This window comes from Rhizocola hellebori, from assembly GCF_016862955.1.
Taxonomy (GTDB): Bacteria; Actinomycetota; Actinomycetes; order Mycobacteriales; family Micromonosporaceae; genus Rhizocola; species Rhizocola hellebori.
Map to the genome: position 1 here is coordinate 1 of NZ_BONY01000139.1, position 15,748 is coordinate 15,748.

The 15,748-nt window shown below is 67.8% G+C and carries 10 protein-coding genes and 1 pseudogene; 4 read left to right on the plus strand and 7 right to left on the minus strand.

The features are described 5' to 3' along the window. The 4 genes from Rhe02_RS47785 to Rhe02_RS47800 all read right to left on the minus strand — a co-directional run. Positions 1-618 (minus strand): DUF222 domain-containing protein (locus Rhe02_RS47785; RefSeq protein WP_203915237.1); only part of this gene is annotated, 618 nt, incomplete at its 3' end. Between the two features lie 84 nt (positions 619-702). Then, complete coding sequence (locus Rhe02_RS47790) at positions 703-1,659, minus strand: sporulation-delaying protein SdpB family protein (RefSeq protein ID WP_203915238.1); 957 nt, start codon at positions 1,657-1,659, stop codon at positions 703-705. Further along, positions 1,653-2,222 (minus strand): SdpA family antimicrobial peptide system protein, encoded by a 570-nt coding sequence (locus Rhe02_RS47795; RefSeq protein WP_203915239.1) that lies wholly within the window; start codon positions 2,220-2,222, stop codon positions 1,653-1,655. The genes Rhe02_RS47790 and Rhe02_RS47795 overlap by 7 nt, the downstream gene beginning before the upstream one ends. 11 nt (positions 2,223-2,233) lie before the next feature. After that, positions 2,234-2,845, minus strand: a complete 612-nt coding sequence (locus tag Rhe02_RS47800; protein ID WP_203915240.1) for a sporulation delaying protein family toxin — start codon at positions 2,843-2,845, stop codon at positions 2,234-2,236. A gap of 220 nt (positions 2,846-3,065) precedes the next feature. Between Rhe02_RS47800 and Rhe02_RS47805 the strand changes: the two genes are divergently transcribed. Next, on the plus strand, positions 3,066-3,524 hold the full coding sequence (locus tag Rhe02_RS47805) for a Calx-beta domain-containing protein (protein WP_203915241.1): 459 nt from the start codon (positions 3,066-3,068) through the stop codon (positions 3,522-3,524). A gap of 24 nt (positions 3,525-3,548) precedes the next feature. On the opposite strand, the gene Rhe02_RS47810 is transcribed toward Rhe02_RS47805, so the two are convergent. Next, positions 3,549-6,632, minus strand: coding sequence for an AfsR/SARP family transcriptional regulator (locus Rhe02_RS47810; RefSeq protein WP_203915242.1), 3,084 nt, complete (start codon positions 6,630-6,632; stop codon positions 3,549-3,551). A gap of 174 nt (positions 6,633-6,806) precedes the next feature. Here Rhe02_RS47810 and Rhe02_RS50405 point away from each other — a divergent pair. After that, positions 6,807-7,046: pseudogene (locus Rhe02_RS50405) on the plus strand (GntR family transcriptional regulator); the annotation flags it as partial. 1,116 nt (positions 7,047-8,162) lie between these two features. On the opposite strand, the gene Rhe02_RS50410 reads toward Rhe02_RS50405, so the two are convergent. Beyond that, positions 8,163-9,392, minus strand: a complete 1,230-nt coding sequence (locus Rhe02_RS50410) for an FAD-dependent oxidoreductase (RefSeq protein ID WP_239124546.1) — start codon at positions 9,390-9,392, stop codon at positions 8,163-8,165. 52 nt (positions 9,393-9,444) lie between these two features. On the opposite strand from Rhe02_RS50410, the gene Rhe02_RS47820 reads away from it, so the two are divergent. Both Rhe02_RS47820 and Rhe02_RS47825 read left to right on the plus strand, forming a co-directional pair. Beyond that, positions 9,445-10,038 (plus strand): TetR/AcrR family transcriptional regulator, encoded by a 594-nt coding sequence (locus Rhe02_RS47820; RefSeq protein WP_203915244.1) that lies wholly within the window; start codon positions 9,445-9,447, stop codon positions 10,036-10,038. 120 nt (positions 10,039-10,158) lie between these two features. Then, a complete protein-coding gene (locus Rhe02_RS47825) occupies positions 10,159-11,091 on the plus strand; it encodes an SMP-30/gluconolactonase/LRE family protein (RefSeq protein WP_203915245.1) in 933 nt (310 codons plus the stop codon). Between the two features lie 68 nt (positions 11,092-11,159). Here Rhe02_RS47825 and Rhe02_RS47830 read toward each other — a convergent pair whose 3' ends face one another. Continuing rightward, entirely contained in the window at positions 11,160-15,644 is a 4,485-nt protein-coding gene (locus Rhe02_RS47830; RefSeq protein WP_203915246.1) for a beta strand repeat-containing protein, read from the minus strand. Between the last annotated feature and the right edge of the window lie 104 nt (positions 15,645-15,748).

Here is a 15,748-nt window from a genome sequence, read left to right on the forward strand (position 1 = left end):
CGGGTCCATGGCGGCGTTGATGATCGCGGCGGCTTCCGTGCCCAGGACGCCGGTCAACCGGGTACGGCCGGTGCCGTCACCGAACGGCGACAGCGTCAGCGCCCGATCCTGCGCGGCGCGTTTCTCGCCCTCCGCCAGCCGCTTGCGCAGCAACTCCTCTGCCAGCTCTGGCGCGGCCAGGCCGACCGCATAGTCGGCGGCGATGGCCAGCTGAGCCGGAGCCAGCACCACACATTCGTCGGCGAGCAGGGCCTTTTCTACCTCGCCCTGAATAGCAGGCCCGCAATCGGCAAGGCCGGTAACGGTTTTGGCGATGACCTCAGCCTGCCGCTGGTTGATGACACCATCCGCCAAGGCCGCAGCCGTGGCCTGGCAAGAGGTGTCCAACACCCGGGCCAGCTCCACCATCTGCCGCGCCGTGCCCTGATTGAGACGCAGCTTGCCACCAAGCCACACAGGCAGACTGGTAGCACCTTCCCGGCGAGCAACATCTTGGCCATCGATCTCCCGGATCACCGTCAGGATCTCGGCCACAATCGACTGCTTGGCCTGCCACAGATTCAACAGCTTGGCGGACAGCTCATCACCGTTCAACGCCCAAACCGCCCCCGCAGCCATGCATCGAAGCCTACCACAAGTCGCACAGATGTTCGATGGTGGCAAGAGGAGCTGGACCCGAAAGGTCCGGGCCCAGTCCGCGTTCTATATTCCGTCTACATAGGACACTTTGGAGGTTGCGGGTGCGAGGCGTTGCTTGACCGGTGCCCATATCGCCAGCGCCCAGGCCGGCATGACGAGCTGGTGGCCGATCGGGAGCAGGTAGAGCAACAGGGCGCCGCTCATCGCGGTGCTGAAACTGATCAGGCCCATGCTCAACGCGATCAGGCCGTGGAAAACCAGGCCTGCCAACAATAGCCAGCGCCGCAACGGTGGGCGCAGCAGTAGCGCTACGGCCAGGGCGAATTCCAGGGCTATCGATGACCAGGTCATCATCGCCACTCCGACCGGGGAATCGGTGAGGAACTCGGCGATGGGGCGAGCCAGGCCGGAGGCGCCGAAGGTGGGATGGCGTAGCCAGTAGAACATCGCGGTGCCATCGGCCCATTCGCGCACGGCCAGCTTAGCCACGGAGGCGTGCAGGTATATGGCGGCGATCTGGATTTGTACCACGATCAGTGCGGTGTAGGCGACCACCCGGCTCAGCCCGGGAGCGCGTTGCGGCATGGCCTGCCAGTGCCAGCGCCGGGGATCGGTGAGGGTGATCGGTACCAGCAAAAGGGTAAGCACGGTCGTGACCTGATCGCCACCGTCCAAAATGGAGACGTTGGCCATCAGGCTCCATGCCACATACCAATGCGCGATTCCGGTGTACCGGGGCCGCCAGCCCGCGGCGACCACGACGAGGACCGCGATCGACAGCCAGCGTGCCGTTTCGCCGTGGCCGCCGGGCAGCACGCACCACAGCCCGAACTTGGTCAGGTCGCTGCAAGTCGGCGGCAGGGTGCCGTCGGCCAGCGGGGCCAGTAGCGTGCGCGGTGAGGTGGCCAGGAGGGTGCCCAGGGTTCCCAGCGCGATAAGGGTTCTGGCCAGACCGAGCCCGGAGCCCCACGGCGCGTTGGCCATGGCCGGTCGAGCCCGGCGCCCAAGAGCGGTCAGCATGTCACCACCACCCGGACCACCTTCGACGGCATGGTGGTTGGCAGATCCCGCCAGGCCCATGGCAGTACCTCCTGCATGATCATGCCGACTTCGCCGCAAAGCGTTTGCTGGGTGGCGAAGTTGGCGACGGTGCGTTGCGGGGTCAGGGTGCTCAGGCAGTCCAGTGGGTCCCGGTCACATGCCGACCAGACCTCGGGCGGCACCTGATTGGCGACGAGCGCCACTTCGGTGCCCTGGGACCGGTTGCGCCGGTTGAGGCCGAGCAGAGCGCCCGAGCCGCTGTGCGCGTTGACGGTGAGCCGATGCCAGGCGTTGTCCGGGCCGGTGCCGTAGACGACGACGTCGGGGGAACGCGGGCTGATGGTGAAGAACGCCCAGCCTTCGGGAAGGACGGTCTGGACTATCCGCTTCTGCTCGAAGGGAAGGCCGAACGGGGTGGCCGGCAGCGCGGCGTGTAGCACGTAGGCCATGAAGACGAGAGCGATCGCCCCGGTCGTCACGAGCCTGCGCCCTAGCCGCAGATCTTCTTGATTGGCCTGCCCCGCCGCGCTGCTGGTATCCATCCTGGTGTCTCCTAGCCTCGCGCGTTGAGGTTCACGGCGATGGCCCGGATGGTCAGCTCATCGGGCAGGCGCCCGTTGGAGCTGACGTCCTTGATTTCAGCGGCCCAGGCGATGACGACATAGCGCAGGAAGACGATGTACTTGTAGATGTACACCCAGGTGTGCCAGACCAGCGCGCGGCCCAGCGAGCCTTCGCCCGCCGCGTCGATCGCCCGGTCGACATTGTCCTTGCCCAGCACCTTGTTCATCGCCTCACGGGAGAACTTGGCCAGGTCGTCCAGTGCGTTGCCGATCTGCACCGGATCCCCGCTCTGCATCCGGCTGGCGTAGGACTGGCCGAACCGCTCATCGGATTCGAGGGCCTTGGCGATGGTCTCCCGGCTCTTCTTGACGTCCTCGGTCCACTCGATGTTGGGGCGTTCCAGTTCGCCGAGCAGCTTGGCGGCCGGGCCTTCCCGGTAGATCACCGCGTCGGTGATTTCCACCGCGGTGAAGGTGGGCGCCGAGCCGCTGGTGTCCGGGCCGGCCGAGGCGACCTGTGCGGCGTAGGTGATGCCGATGGCCGAGGCCACCACCAGCCCGACCGCCCAGCGCCACCGCTTCGGCGATGCGTTGAGTCTCACTTCGCTTACCTCCCTTGGAGCTTGGTGGCGAGTGCTCGAGCACCCGCCTGGCTTCAGCTTGGGATGACGTCGACAACCGCGGATAGGACCACTACTGGCCGGAGTTGGGGCAGCAGTGGTCCTGTACAATCGGGCCGCGATCGCGCTCCACAGCCCGGCCACAACCCGGATCTGCCACGGTGGGCGCACGACGATCGAACGAGACTTAAGGATGATCGCAATGACAACTGCGCGAAGGCGATTGGCCGCGCTCGTGGCCCTCCTCGCGGCGGCCCTCACGCACACGCTGCTGCCGTTGCCCGCGGCACAGGCCGACGAGTGGCCGGAAATAGTCATCACCGACGGCACGATCTGCTACGAGCGGCAGGCCCCGGACACCAGCTGGTTCGTCACCGTGGAGCTGTCGCAACTGTCCAAGGAGGACGTGACCTTCCGGATGTCGACCCACGACGGCACCGCCAAGGCCCCTGGCGACTACACCGCTTTCGAGGGGATCGAGTTCCGGATCCCGGCCGGAAAACTGAGCGTGGACGTGCCCCTGGAGATCATCGCGGACAAGGAACGCGAGGACGAGGAGTGGTTCCTGGTGACCATCGACTCGGCTCAGGGCGCCATTATCGGTACCGAGAAAGCGGAAATCATCATCCGGGACGGTGCTCCGCCCAAGGGCGGGAAGTAGCAACGGCCCGAAGCCGGCCGCGCGTCACGTCAGGCGCGCGGCCAGCTCGTCGGCCTCATCGGTGGCGTTGACCTTCTGGTAGAGCCGCACCGCCAGCTCCCAATGGTAGGCGGCGCTTTCCGGGTCGCCGCAGCGCTGCTCCAGCTCGCCGAGGTCGCGGTGCAGATTGGCCTCCTCGTAGGTGTCGGGAACCCACACCCGTGCTGCCAGCGCCAGGTCGAGCTGGGTGCGCGCGGCGGCCAGCTCCCCGGCGCTGAGGTAGGCCTGAGCCAGCGCATGCCGGACAATGGCTTCCAGATGCGGGTCGGCGATTTCGTGTGCCAGCGTCAGTGCCCGGTGCAGATGGCCGGTGGCGGTCGCCGGCTCCCCCCGGGTCAGATAGGCAAGACCTATGCCGTGCAAGGTTTCTGCCTGGTACTGGCGATCGCCCATCTCCTGATACACGGCGAGCGCCGCGCCGAAGTGGTCCAGGGCGCCCTCGGCTGCGCCACCGCGCAGATCGGCCTCGCCGAGGCTGTGCAGCGCGGCGGCTTCGAGCCTGCGGTTGCCGATCTCCCGGCTGATCTGCAGCGCCATCGTCAGGTCACGCGAGCTCAGCTCGGGCTTGCCCATCCGCACGTAGGTATGCCCGGTGTTGTTCAGCGCCAGCGCGATGCCCAGCCGGTGCCCGTGCGCGGTGTGGACCTCCAGCGCCTCGCGGAACGCGTCGACCGCCTCACCGAACCGGCGCAGGCCACTGTAAGCGGCCGCGATGTTGTTGTGCACATGTCCCACGCCACGCATGTCGCCGCTGGAGCGCATCAACGGCAGCGCCTCGTAAAGGCTTTGCAGCGCCTCGTCGAAGCGGCGGATCGCGATGTAGGCCACGCCCAGCGCGCTTCGCATCAGGCCCTCGGTGGCCGGGTCGCCGCCCGCCTGCGCCGCGGCCACCCCGAGATGGCACAGCAGAACCCTTTCCAGCCAATGCCCGCACGAGTCGTAGAAGCCGGTCAGCAGATAGGTGAGCTGCCACGGCACGTCGGTGTGCCCGTGCTGGAGCGCGAATCTGGCCACCGGCAGCAGGTTGGCGCGTTCGGACTCCAGGAAGGCCAGCGCCGGCTCGGGCTCGGCCGGGAAAGGCAGCTGTGCCAAGGCAAACCGCAGGGCCGGGGTGACCCGGTCGCGGCCCGGGTCGATGATGCGGTTGGCTTCGGCGGCCACGGCCAGGTACCAGTCGAGCATCCGCGCCGTGGCCTCCTCGCGGGCCGGGGCGCTGCACTCGGCCATGGCGCACTGGTGGGCGAAGAGCGCGATCAGATCGTGCAGCCTCAACCGCCCCGGGCTGACCTCGGTGACAAGGTGGGCGTTGACCAGCTCGCCGATGACCTCACGAGCCAGCGCCAAAGGCAGATCCGCCATCGCGGCGGCCAGCTGCAGGCAGACCGTGGTGCCGGGATGCAGGCCCAGCAAGCGAAACAGGTGGGCGGAGGCCGGGCGCAGCGCGCGGTAGGCGCTGGCGAACACGGCCCGTACGCTTCGGGACCCGCCGTCGATGGCCAGCGCGTCGAGCCGGTTGGCCCCGGCCAGCTCGCCGGCCAGGGTGCCCAGCGGACGCCCGGCCGCGTCGGCGGTGCCGATGCCGGTGCACAGCTTGGCGGCGGCAATCCTTATCGCCAAAGGCATCCGGTCACACAGGCGGATCAGCTCCGCGGCGGCGGCGGGCTCCCGCTGCACCGCGGCCGGGCCGACCAGCTTGGTCAGCAACGACATCGCGTCGCCGTCGTCGAGCACCTCCAGCCCGATCGCGCACACCGCGTGGTGCGTGGCCAGCGCGGCCATGGTGTGGCGGCTGGTCACCACGAGCAGGTTTGCCGAGCCGGCCGGGACCAGGGGCAGGATATCCTCGGCCGTGCCGCCATTGTCGACCAGGATGAGGATCTGCTTGGAGTGCAACAGGGATCTGTACAGGCTGGCCTGTTCGGTGGGCTCGGTGGGAATCCGGTCGGCCGGTACACCGAGGCTGCGAAGCATATGCGACAGCGCATCGGCGGGGGAGAGCGCGCTTTCCGGCTCGTGCCCGCGCAGATCGACGAAGAGCTGGCCATCGCGGAACCGGTCGGTCATCCGGTGCGCCCACTGCACGGCCAGCGCGGTCTTGCCGATGCCCGCCGGTCCCGAGATGACGGCCACCTGTACTTCGCTTTCCGCACCGTCGGCAGTGGACCGATTCATGAGCCTGTCCAGCGTGGCGAGCTCGTGGACACGCCCGGTGAAGTGACCGACCCGAGCCGGCAGCTGAGCCGGCCGAGGCACCGCGGGCTGCGCCGCGCTCACCGTGGCGACGGTGGCCGGGCCGCCCGATTGCGGGCGCAGGGCCGGGTCGCGGCGCAGGATCAGCGTGTGCAGCCGGGTCAGGTCGGGCCCGGGGTCGACCCCCATCTCGTCGGCCAGCCGAGCCCGTAGCCGGTGATAGGCCTGCAGCGCGGTGTTGTGGCGATCGCACCGGTAGAGGGCGAGCATGTAGAGCCCCACCAGGCGTTCGCGCAGGGGATGGGTGACCAGCAGCCGGTCCAGCTCGCCGACGGCGGTGTCGTGGCGGCCCAGCTGTAGCTGAGCATCCCACCAATCCTCCAGCGCGGTGAGACGCACTTCCGACAGCCTGTCCAGCTCGGCCTCGGCCCAGCCGGTCACCTCGGCGTCGGCCAGCGCCACATCGTGGTGCCACAGCGCCAGGCCATCGCGCAGATGGTCGGCGGCCTTGGTAATCACCCCGTCGGCTAGGTTCTCCCGGGCCTGGCGGACCCGCTGCTCGAAACGCCACGCATCGACGGTGTCCGGCGGCAGCATCAGCGCGTAACCGGATTCCCTGGTGGTCAGGACCTCGGGCAGACCGCAGACGGCCAGCGCCTGGCGCACCCGGGCCACGTGGCTCTGCAGCGACTTGACCGCTGTCCGGGGTGGAGGATCGCCCCACAGCGCGTCCACCAGCCGCCATTGCGGCACCACCGTGCCCGCATTGAGCGCCAGCAAGGCCAGCACCGCGCGCTGTTTGGCGCCCACCAGTGCGGCTGGACCGTGCGGCCCGACGACCTCGACCGGTCCCAGCACCCGGACCTGCGCGCTCAGCACGACCCACCTCCCCGATAGCCGCCAAAAGTGCCACAAAATCAGCTATCGCGGGAAGCATAGTGTCACGTGGATATAAACGAATAGCAGTGATCCGACAAACCGGCGGCAACACCACAGCTTCGCCACAGCCCGCGGGCAACCCGGTGACAACCTGTGCTCATTAGACCTTTAGGCATGCGACCCCCATCCACGCTGACGATCCCGATCACCGTGGCGCGTCACGACGACGAGCCGCTGCACGCACAGATCGCCGGTCAGGTCGGTGCCGCCATCGAGCGCGGGCTGCTGGCGCCCAGCGCCCAGCTGCCCTCCACCCGTTCCCTCGCCGCGCTGCTCGGCGTCTCCCGCGGCGTCATCATCGCCGCCTACGAGCTGCTTTTCACCCGCGGTTGCGTGCACAGCCAGCTCGGATCCGGCACCTACGTGGCCGGCGGGGCGGAGGAGCAGGTGCGGGTGCAGGCGGCGGGTGGCCGGTCCTATGTGGACCTGCGGCCGGGTCAGCCGAGCGCGGAAGCGTTTCCGTTGCAGTCGTGGCGGGCCGCGTGGCGGCGGGCGGGGTTCCGGCGTCCCCCGGCCAGGCCGCTGCCGCCGCTGGGGCTGGCCCGGCTGCGCCGGGGTATTGCGGAGCATGTGTGGCGTACCCAAGGAATCGCCTTAGGCGACAAGGAGGTCATAGTCACCAGCGGCCGGGAGCACGGGCTGCGGCTGGTGTTGGCGGCGCTCGGGCTGACCGGCTCCGCCGTGGCCGTCGAAGAGCCCTGCGCGCCGGCGGTGCGCCGAGCGCTGACGGCCGCCCCGGCGGCGCTGGCGGTTGATGCGCATGGGGCCAGGGTGCACGAGCCACCGCGCGGCTGCCGGGCCATCGTGATCAGCGCGGACGCACAGGTCCCGCACGGCCGCATCCTCTCCGCCGGCCGGCGGGCAGCCGCAGCGCAATGGGCGCATCGGGTTTCCGGCCGCCACCTCATCGAGCTGGCCTGTGACACGGTCTTGCGCCCGCAGCTGAGCGGAATGCCCCGCCTTTCGACATTGGCCGCGGACAGGTCCTCGCTGATCGGCTGCTTCGGTGAGCTGCTCACGCCGGGCCTTCAGCTCGGTTATGCCGTAGTGCCACGCGACGTCGCCGCTGCCGCCGCGGACCTCATCGAGGAACGCGGAGAGCAGCCGCCGCACATCACCCAGCTCGCCGTGGAGTCGCTTCTGGAGGACGGCACCGTGCTGCGCCTGATGCATCGGCTCGGCCGGCTCTACACCGCCAAACGTCAGATCGCGGACCGCGTCCTGGCCCCGCTCGGCCAGCGGGACTCCGTACGCGGAACGGTCAACAGCGCGGTGCTGCGCCTGCCACGCGGCACGGACGCGCCACGCCTGGCGGCAGAGCTGCTCGCCCACGGCGTACGCGTCGAAACCCTTGCGCCATACCACTTTTCGGCCGCAGCGCCGCCGGCCCTCGTCATCGGCTACGGACATCTGCCGGACCTCGTCCTCGGCCGGGCCTTAAGAGTCGTAGCCGACCTGGTTCGCGGAGTTTCAAACCCGGCCGCGGGCAAGGCGGGCCAAGCCGCGCAGGCCGAGCAGGCGCAGCGCATTGGCGGGGGCGAAGTAGCGGTCGAGCGGAACAGCGCCCGCGATGACGCCGAGGAACCGGTCGACCTCACCGGGTTTGCGCTGCAACGAGGCGAGCAGGGCGGTCTCGACGAGTCTCGGCCTGAATCTGGTCAGCCCGGTGGTGAAGTCGTACATGGGGATGATCGCGCGATCCCGGCGGCGTTGATGGTCGGCGAGCGCGGCAGCCATGGGTTTGGTTCCGTCGAACCCGGCGGCGATGGCGTCGGCCAGCAGCTGCGCGTCGCGCAGGGCGTTGCTGATGCCTTGCGCAGAGATGGAGTCCATCACCGCGCCCGCGTCGCCCACCAGCGCCCAGCCGGGGCCGTGTGACCGCCGGAGAGTATTGGGCTGATCGGGCGTGGTGCGAATGCGCTCGGCGCGGGTGGCCGCCCGGATGCGGTCGCCGAGGTCCCCGCACAGGTCGAGGGTTTTGAGGTAGTGGCCCTCGATGTCTGCACGGAACGTGCCGAACTCGGCCAGGGGCGCGGACACATAGACCATGGTGAGGTTGTCATTGGTCGGGAAGACGGCGACCGTGCGTTGCGGCCGTTGGTATATCGCCCCACCGATCATCGGCGCTCCGGACCAGTAGGTGTAGCTGGCGAAGGCGCGCACCGGCCGTTGCCGGTAACTGGCGGCGCCCACCGCGGCGGCCACCATGGAGTGTTTGCCGTCCGCACCCACGACCAGGCTCGCTGACTCCACAATGGATGATCCGCCGCGTTCGCTGCCGCGTACGCCGGTCACCCTGCCGTCGCTGAACACCAGCTCTTCGACGCGGAAGTTCTCCCGCACCTGCGCGCCCGCGGCGCGGGCCGCCTCGACCAGAACGCTGTCAAGGACTGTGCGCCGTGGGCTGTAGAGCGCATCGACTCCCTGGTGCTGCGGGAACCGGCCCTGCAGCACCACCTCCGGGGTGTCGAAGCGGACCTCGCGGGTCGGCGGCGCGCCGGAGGCGCGGATCTGATCGAGCAGCCCCCACCGGTGCAGCAGGGCCACTCCGGGCAGCTGCACCTGGTGCGAGGAGATGGTGTCGCTGGGAAAGGCCACCCGATCCAGGGCGAGCACCCGCAGGCCGCGCCGGGCCAGGAGCATCGCGGTCGCGGCGCCCGCGACCCGGGCCCCCACCACGATCACATCGTAGGTCATCATTCCTCCCGTTCCATACGCAACCGTATGGTTGGCCGTACGCTAGCGTATGGTTGTGCCCGAACGCAAGGACAGCACCTCAGCCCGGCTCACCCGTGATCACTGGATCCAGGCGGCCCTCGCCGCGATCGCCGAAGGCGGCTTGACGGCGGTCGCCGTCGAGCCGCTCGCGACCCGGCTCGGCACGACGAAAGGCAGCTTCTACTGGCACTTCGTCAACCGCGAGGCGCTGCTGCAGGCCGCGCTCGGGCAATGGGAGGAGCAGACCACCACCGTCGTCATAGGTGAAATCAACAACGCTCCCGACGACCCGCCGGCCCGGCTGCGCATGCTGGTCACCCGGGTCATCGCGCTGGCCGAGCAGGATGCCGTCGGCCCGGCGCTGATGGCCAATGCGAAACACCCGTCCGTTCAGCCTGTGCTGTCCCGGGTCACCCGGGCCCGCATCGGGCTGACCGTCGATGTGCTGCGCAGCATGGGCTTCGATCCGCATCAGGCGAAGCTGCGGGCGATGCTGGCCTACAGCGCCTATCTCGGCCACGCGCAGCTGGCCCACTCCACCCCGGAGCTGACCTTCCAGACCAAGCAGCAGCGGCGCGAGTACCTCGAGCATGTGCTGCGAACCCTCGGCGCGCCTTCGGCACCATAAGCAGGCGAATCTGTTAATTTGCCCATTGTTCAAGATCCTCTGTTGAACCAGGCCACCCCCGGGTACGTGTTCATAAAACGGCTATCGATAGCCATAGCTATGTAACCGGAAGGATTGCCCATGAACAGACGTCAGGCCCTCACCGGACTCGCGGCCGCGGCCGCCAGCACCATCCTGATCAACCCGGAAAGCGCCAGCGCCCATGGCAAAGACCTGTTTCCGACCCTGATCCCGCTGCCAGACAACTGGCTGCCCGAGGGGATCGCCATCGGCGAGCGGCCGGTCGCCTACTTCGGATCCCGCGCTGACGGATCGATCTACCGCGCCAACCTGGTCACCGGTGCGGGCGCCCCGCTGCCGACCCCCGGACCGGGCACCCCGTCGGTCGGGCTCAAGGTCGACGACCGCGGGCGGCTCTTCGTGGCCGGCGGCAACGCCGGTAACGGCCGCGTGGTCAGCGCCTCCACCGGGGAGATCCTGGTCAGCTACCAGTTCACCACGGCCACCAGCTTCATCAACGATGTCGTGCTCACCCCGCGTGCCGCTTACTTCACCGACTCCCGCCAGGCCTTCCTTTTCGTGGTACCGATCGGCCGCCACGGCCAGCTGGGCTCGACCTTCTCCGCGCTGGCGCTGACCGGTGACATGGTGGTCGACCCGCTGGTCAACAACGCCAACGGGATCAGCCGCACCCCCGACGGCCGCGCCCTGATCATCGTCCAATCCAACACCGGCAAGCTGTTCCGGGTCGACCCGGCCACCGGGGTGACCACCACCGTCGACCTCGCCGGCGAGTCGCTGCCCAACGGCGACGGCCTGCTGCAAGAGGGCCGCACGCTCTACGCCGTGCAGAACCGCCTCAACACGGTGGCCGTGCTGCGGCTGGCTTCCGACGGCCGTTCCGCCCGGGTCGTGGAGCGGGTCACCGACCCGCGGTTCAACGTGCCGACCACGGTGGCCTCCTTCGGCCGCCGGCTCTACTTGCCCAACGCCAAATTCGGCGCGAACCCGCCCGCGACCACATTCGAAGCCGTGGCCATCCCGAGGCCATAACCCTTTCGCCGCAAACAAACGGTGTCCCTCCCGCCTCGATCGCGGGAGGGACACCGTTGTTTGCCGGGTTACCGAATCCGTACCGCGTTGCCCTTCGTTATCGAGCCGGACGCCTGGTAGAGCGCCGCGGCGGTGGCCGGGTTGGCCCCGGGGGCGAACACCTTGACCGTGACGTGATCGTCGACATTGCCGGGGAGCCGATCCCCGTCGATGCCCTCCACCGTGAACGGGTTCGTGGTGCTGACACCGTCCACGATGAGGGTTGCCGTTCCCTGGAATCGGCCGCGCGAGTTGTTGGTCTGGTCGATGATCAGCCAGGCGAAGCCGGTCGCGCTCAGGCTCAGGCTGTGGCCGCCCGCCTGGTAGGTGAGCATGAAGTCGTTGCGCGGATCCAGCACGCCGTTGGCGTAGTCGACGGTAAAGCCGAACTCTGCCGCGTCGTTCTGATTCTGTCCGGTGAGGCCCGGCAGGACATCGCCGTTGGCGAGCCTGGGAATCAGGTCCTTCTTGTTCTTACCGGTGATGCCGATCGGGATGCCCGGGTCATAGACGACGAGCATTGTCGTCCCGGCCTGGCTCCAGTTCCCGGCCACGTCGCGGGCGCGGATCCCCACCGAGTAGACACCGACGGCCAAGCCGGCGCCGATGGCCTTGGTCAGAGTGTTGCCGCTCAACGTCATCGGGATGCCGTTGCCCACGCCGGGATCGGAGTCGAGGTAGTACTCACCCACTGCGACTCCGGAAAGGTTGTCGGTGACCGGCACGGTCAGCGTGGTGCTGCCGTTCAGCGGCATCGGGTTGACCGACCACGCCGGCATGCCCAGCACGGGAGCGGTCTTGTCGATCTTCACGGTCACCGGGTCGCTTGAGCTGTTGTCGGCATTGTCTATCGCGGTACCGGTGACCGTCTGCGCCGCGCCCTCACCCGTGACCACGATGGGCGCCGAGCAGCTGGCGACCAGGGAAATAACGTCACTACAGGCGAAGCTGACAGTCACATTGGTGTTGTGCCAACCCGCCGCGTTGGGCGCCGGGCTGACCGTGTGGGTGATGGCCGGGTTGGTGAGATCGATGTTGATGGGCATCGTGGTGGCGCTGGCCGTGTTGCCCGCGCGGTCGGTGACCGTGCCGGTGGCCGTCTGGTTGGCGCCCTGGCCGCTCAACGTGATCGGAGCGGTGCAGGTGTCCACTCCGGAAGAGTCATCGTCACACGAGAACGTCACCACCACCGAGGTGTTGTTCCAGCCGTGGCCGTTGGGGCCCGGGGCGGCCGTGGGGTGGATGGTGGGTGCGATCCGGTCGATGAGCACAGTGACGGTGTTGCTGTGGTCGCTCTCATCGCCGAACGCGTTGACGGCGGTCACGCTGTAGCTGTGAATGCCGTTGCCCTGGCCGGGATCGGTGTAGGTGGTGGCGGTCGGCTCGGCGGTGAGCCTGATGCCGTCACGGTAGACGCGATACTTCACTGCGTCGGCGGACGCCGTCCAGCTCAGCACGGGGTTGCCGTTGGTCGGCGACGGCGCGCTGAGAGCCGAAGGCGGCAGCGGCCGGCTCACCGTCAGCGTGATGGTGCGCACGGTAGACCACGTGCCGAGAACATCCTTGGCCCGCAAGCCGATCGGATAGGTGCCCGCGCTCAGGCCGGTGCCGATGGTGGCCACGAGAGTCGCGCCGGACAACGTCATCGCGATGGCATTGCCCTCACCGGGATCGGCGGTGCCGATGAAGTATTCACCGCCGCCGACGCCTGCGCCGGCCCCGTCGGAGACCGTGGCGCTCAGCTCGCTGGATTGGCCCACCTGCTTGGGATTCACCGACAGCTGCGGATCGCCGACGATCGGCGCGGTGGTGTCGTACACCACGTTGGCCGCGGTCGACTTCGGGCCCTCGTAGCCTGCGGCGCTCACCGCGCTGACCCGGTAGGGGTAGTTTCCGTCGGTGCTCAAACCGGTGTCAGTGAACGATGTTGTGCTTGATGTGCCTATGTTTGTGGTACCCCGATAAATGTTGTAGTGATCGGCATTGACCACCGGATTCCAGGTCAGGGCCGGGCTTGTCTTGGTCGGGCTCGGTGCGGTGAGCCCGGTCGGCGGCGGCGGGATCTGGTTCTGGAATTCGATAATCGTTTGAGCGTCTTGCGCTATGGGCGACGTGCCGTTGAACGTTGTGTTGAGGTAACCCAAACCCGGCGGCGGCACGGCATTGATGGTGTAGGTGGTGCCCGCCAGCATCCGCAGCTGTGCATGCCCGGTGCCGTTGGTGGTGCGGCCGATCGCCGAGCTCGAAGCGGCGAAACCGTTCTGGCTGCCCGATGAGGAGAACACGATAGCCACGCCCGGTATGGGCGCAAGCCGGTCGTCGCGGGCCAGAACGTCAAGCTCGACCGCGGTGACGGTGACATTCTGCGTCTTGTCCGCGGTGACGCTTGTGGTGGTGGAAAGAAGGTAGTTGTCGGGCAGTAGCGCCGCAGGCGAACCAGCCTGGGTGCCGTTGACTCGCAACGAGTAGTTGCCGTTGGGCGCGACATTAAGTGTCACCGCGCCGAGGCTGTTGGTCACAGCGCTGTAATGCTGGTCCTGTTCGTTGCCGTCCAGCGCGACGGTAGCTCCTTCGATCGCGGTGCCAAGCTTGTCCTTCACCACCGCGGTGAAGGTCTTGAGGTCGCGCTGCAGCGTCACCGTCCACGCCGCCGGGCCGGTCACCGGGCTGGAGGCGGGCAGGTTGGTCACCAGATATCCGCTGCCGGCCGGTGGCGTGGCCTTGGTGGTGTAGGCCAGATCCTTTGTCACATAGAGCACCGCGACACCGTTGGCGTCCGTCGTCTTCGTGCTCGTGGCGATCGCGGCGAAGGTGCCACCCGGATACAGCTCCGCGTTGCCTGGCACACTGTTCAGCTGGATAGTCACTCCGGCCAAGGCGCTGCCGAACGGGCTTTGCGCAGTCACGGTAACGGTTTCCGCCACGAGACGCAGTTCCTTGGTGACATCTGCAACCGAAATGTTGATGGTGCCGCCGCTGAAACCGTAGGAGTCCGGGATTGGCAGCGCCGAGCCTGAGGGCCTGCTGCCGCTCACGGTCAGGCTGTAGATTCCCGCCGCCGCTTCGACCTCGAATGCGCCCGTGGCACTGGTGACCGTTTGGAAGCTGCCCAATGGCCCGGTGAGCCTGACCGTCGCCCCCGCGATCGCCGAGCCCGCACGATCGAGGAACACCCCACTGAAATGCTTGATGTCGGCGGTCAGGTCCAGGTTGACCGCGATGTCGCCGTTGACCGGCCCGGCTTGCGGGAACAGGGTGGCGACCACCCCGGAGTTCGGCGGCGGCAATGCCGTTACTGTGTAACGGGTTCCGTCCAGCACCACGACCGCGGCCACTCCGGCGTTATCGGTGGCGACCGTGTAGCCCGACCCGCCGGTGTAGCTGCCCGATCCCGGGTAGACCGTGGTGTCGGTCGAGGTCGACACGTTCAGCACCGCCTGGCCGATCGGGGCCAGGGTCAGCGCGCTCCTCGTCGTAAAGGTGATCGTCGAGGCGCTGATCGTGAACTCCTGATAGACATCGCCGGTAAGGTCGAATGCGCCACCGGTCAACGTGAAACTGGTGGGCACGAACGCCTGCGGCGCCGCTGCCCTGGTGCCACTGATGGTGACCGAGTAGCTTGCAGGGTTGACCGACACCGCGAACGTGCCGTCAGCGGCCGAGGTCGTCGTGAACGTCTGCCCGCCCTGATTGCGCATGGTCAGTGAGGCACCGGCAATCGCCTGGCCGTTCTTGTCTTTGACCTTCCCGCTGAACGTGGTCGGCTGCAGTACCAGCACCACATCTACGGTCGCGCTGACGTTCAGGTTGATCCCCGTCTTCGTCGTCGGCAGGTAGGTCGTCCCCGGCGGCGTGTACACCACGTCATAAATCCCCGGGCTCACACTGACCGAATAATTGCCTGCCCCATTGGAGGTCGTCGACGCCACAATCGCATGGCTCACCGGATCGATAACGTTAATCTGAACTCCGGCTATCCCTTGGTTGGCCCCATTGAGAATCCGCCCGTTCAACGCCGGCAGCGTCACCGTCAACTGGGCCGTGCCCAGCCCGCCTCGCGTCCAGTTCCCCAGACTGTCTCTACCCCGCACCGTAAATCCATGGCTGCCAACGCTTAGCGTGCCGGGCAGCGTCGCACTCGCCGTGCTCCCGGACAGTGCCATCGCCACGCCATGGCCCTCACCCGGGTCCGCGCCCTCAAAGTATTCCGCCGCCACCACCGCCGCGACGTCGGCGGTAATGGTGGCACTGAGCACCGCAGTCTGCCCCACACTAACCGTGCCCGGGCTGACACTCGTATTCGTCACGATCGGCCCGGTCGTGTAGGCCACCACTAGACCGTTCGACGCCGGGCTCTCAATATTGAGCGCACTGACCGAGGTCACCGTGTAGGTATAGGACCCGGCAACCGCCAACCCAGAATCGACAAAGCTGGTCGATGTCGTCGTCCCTACCAGCGTCCCGTTGCGATAGACCCGATAGCCGGCCGCCACGCTCACCGCATTCCAGCTCATCGCCGGCGCGCTAGCCGTCGGCGTCACCCCGGTCAACCCGGTAGGGGCAGGCGGCACCTGTGGCGCCGATTGGAACAGCAGGCTGGTGCTGCCGTTCACTATGG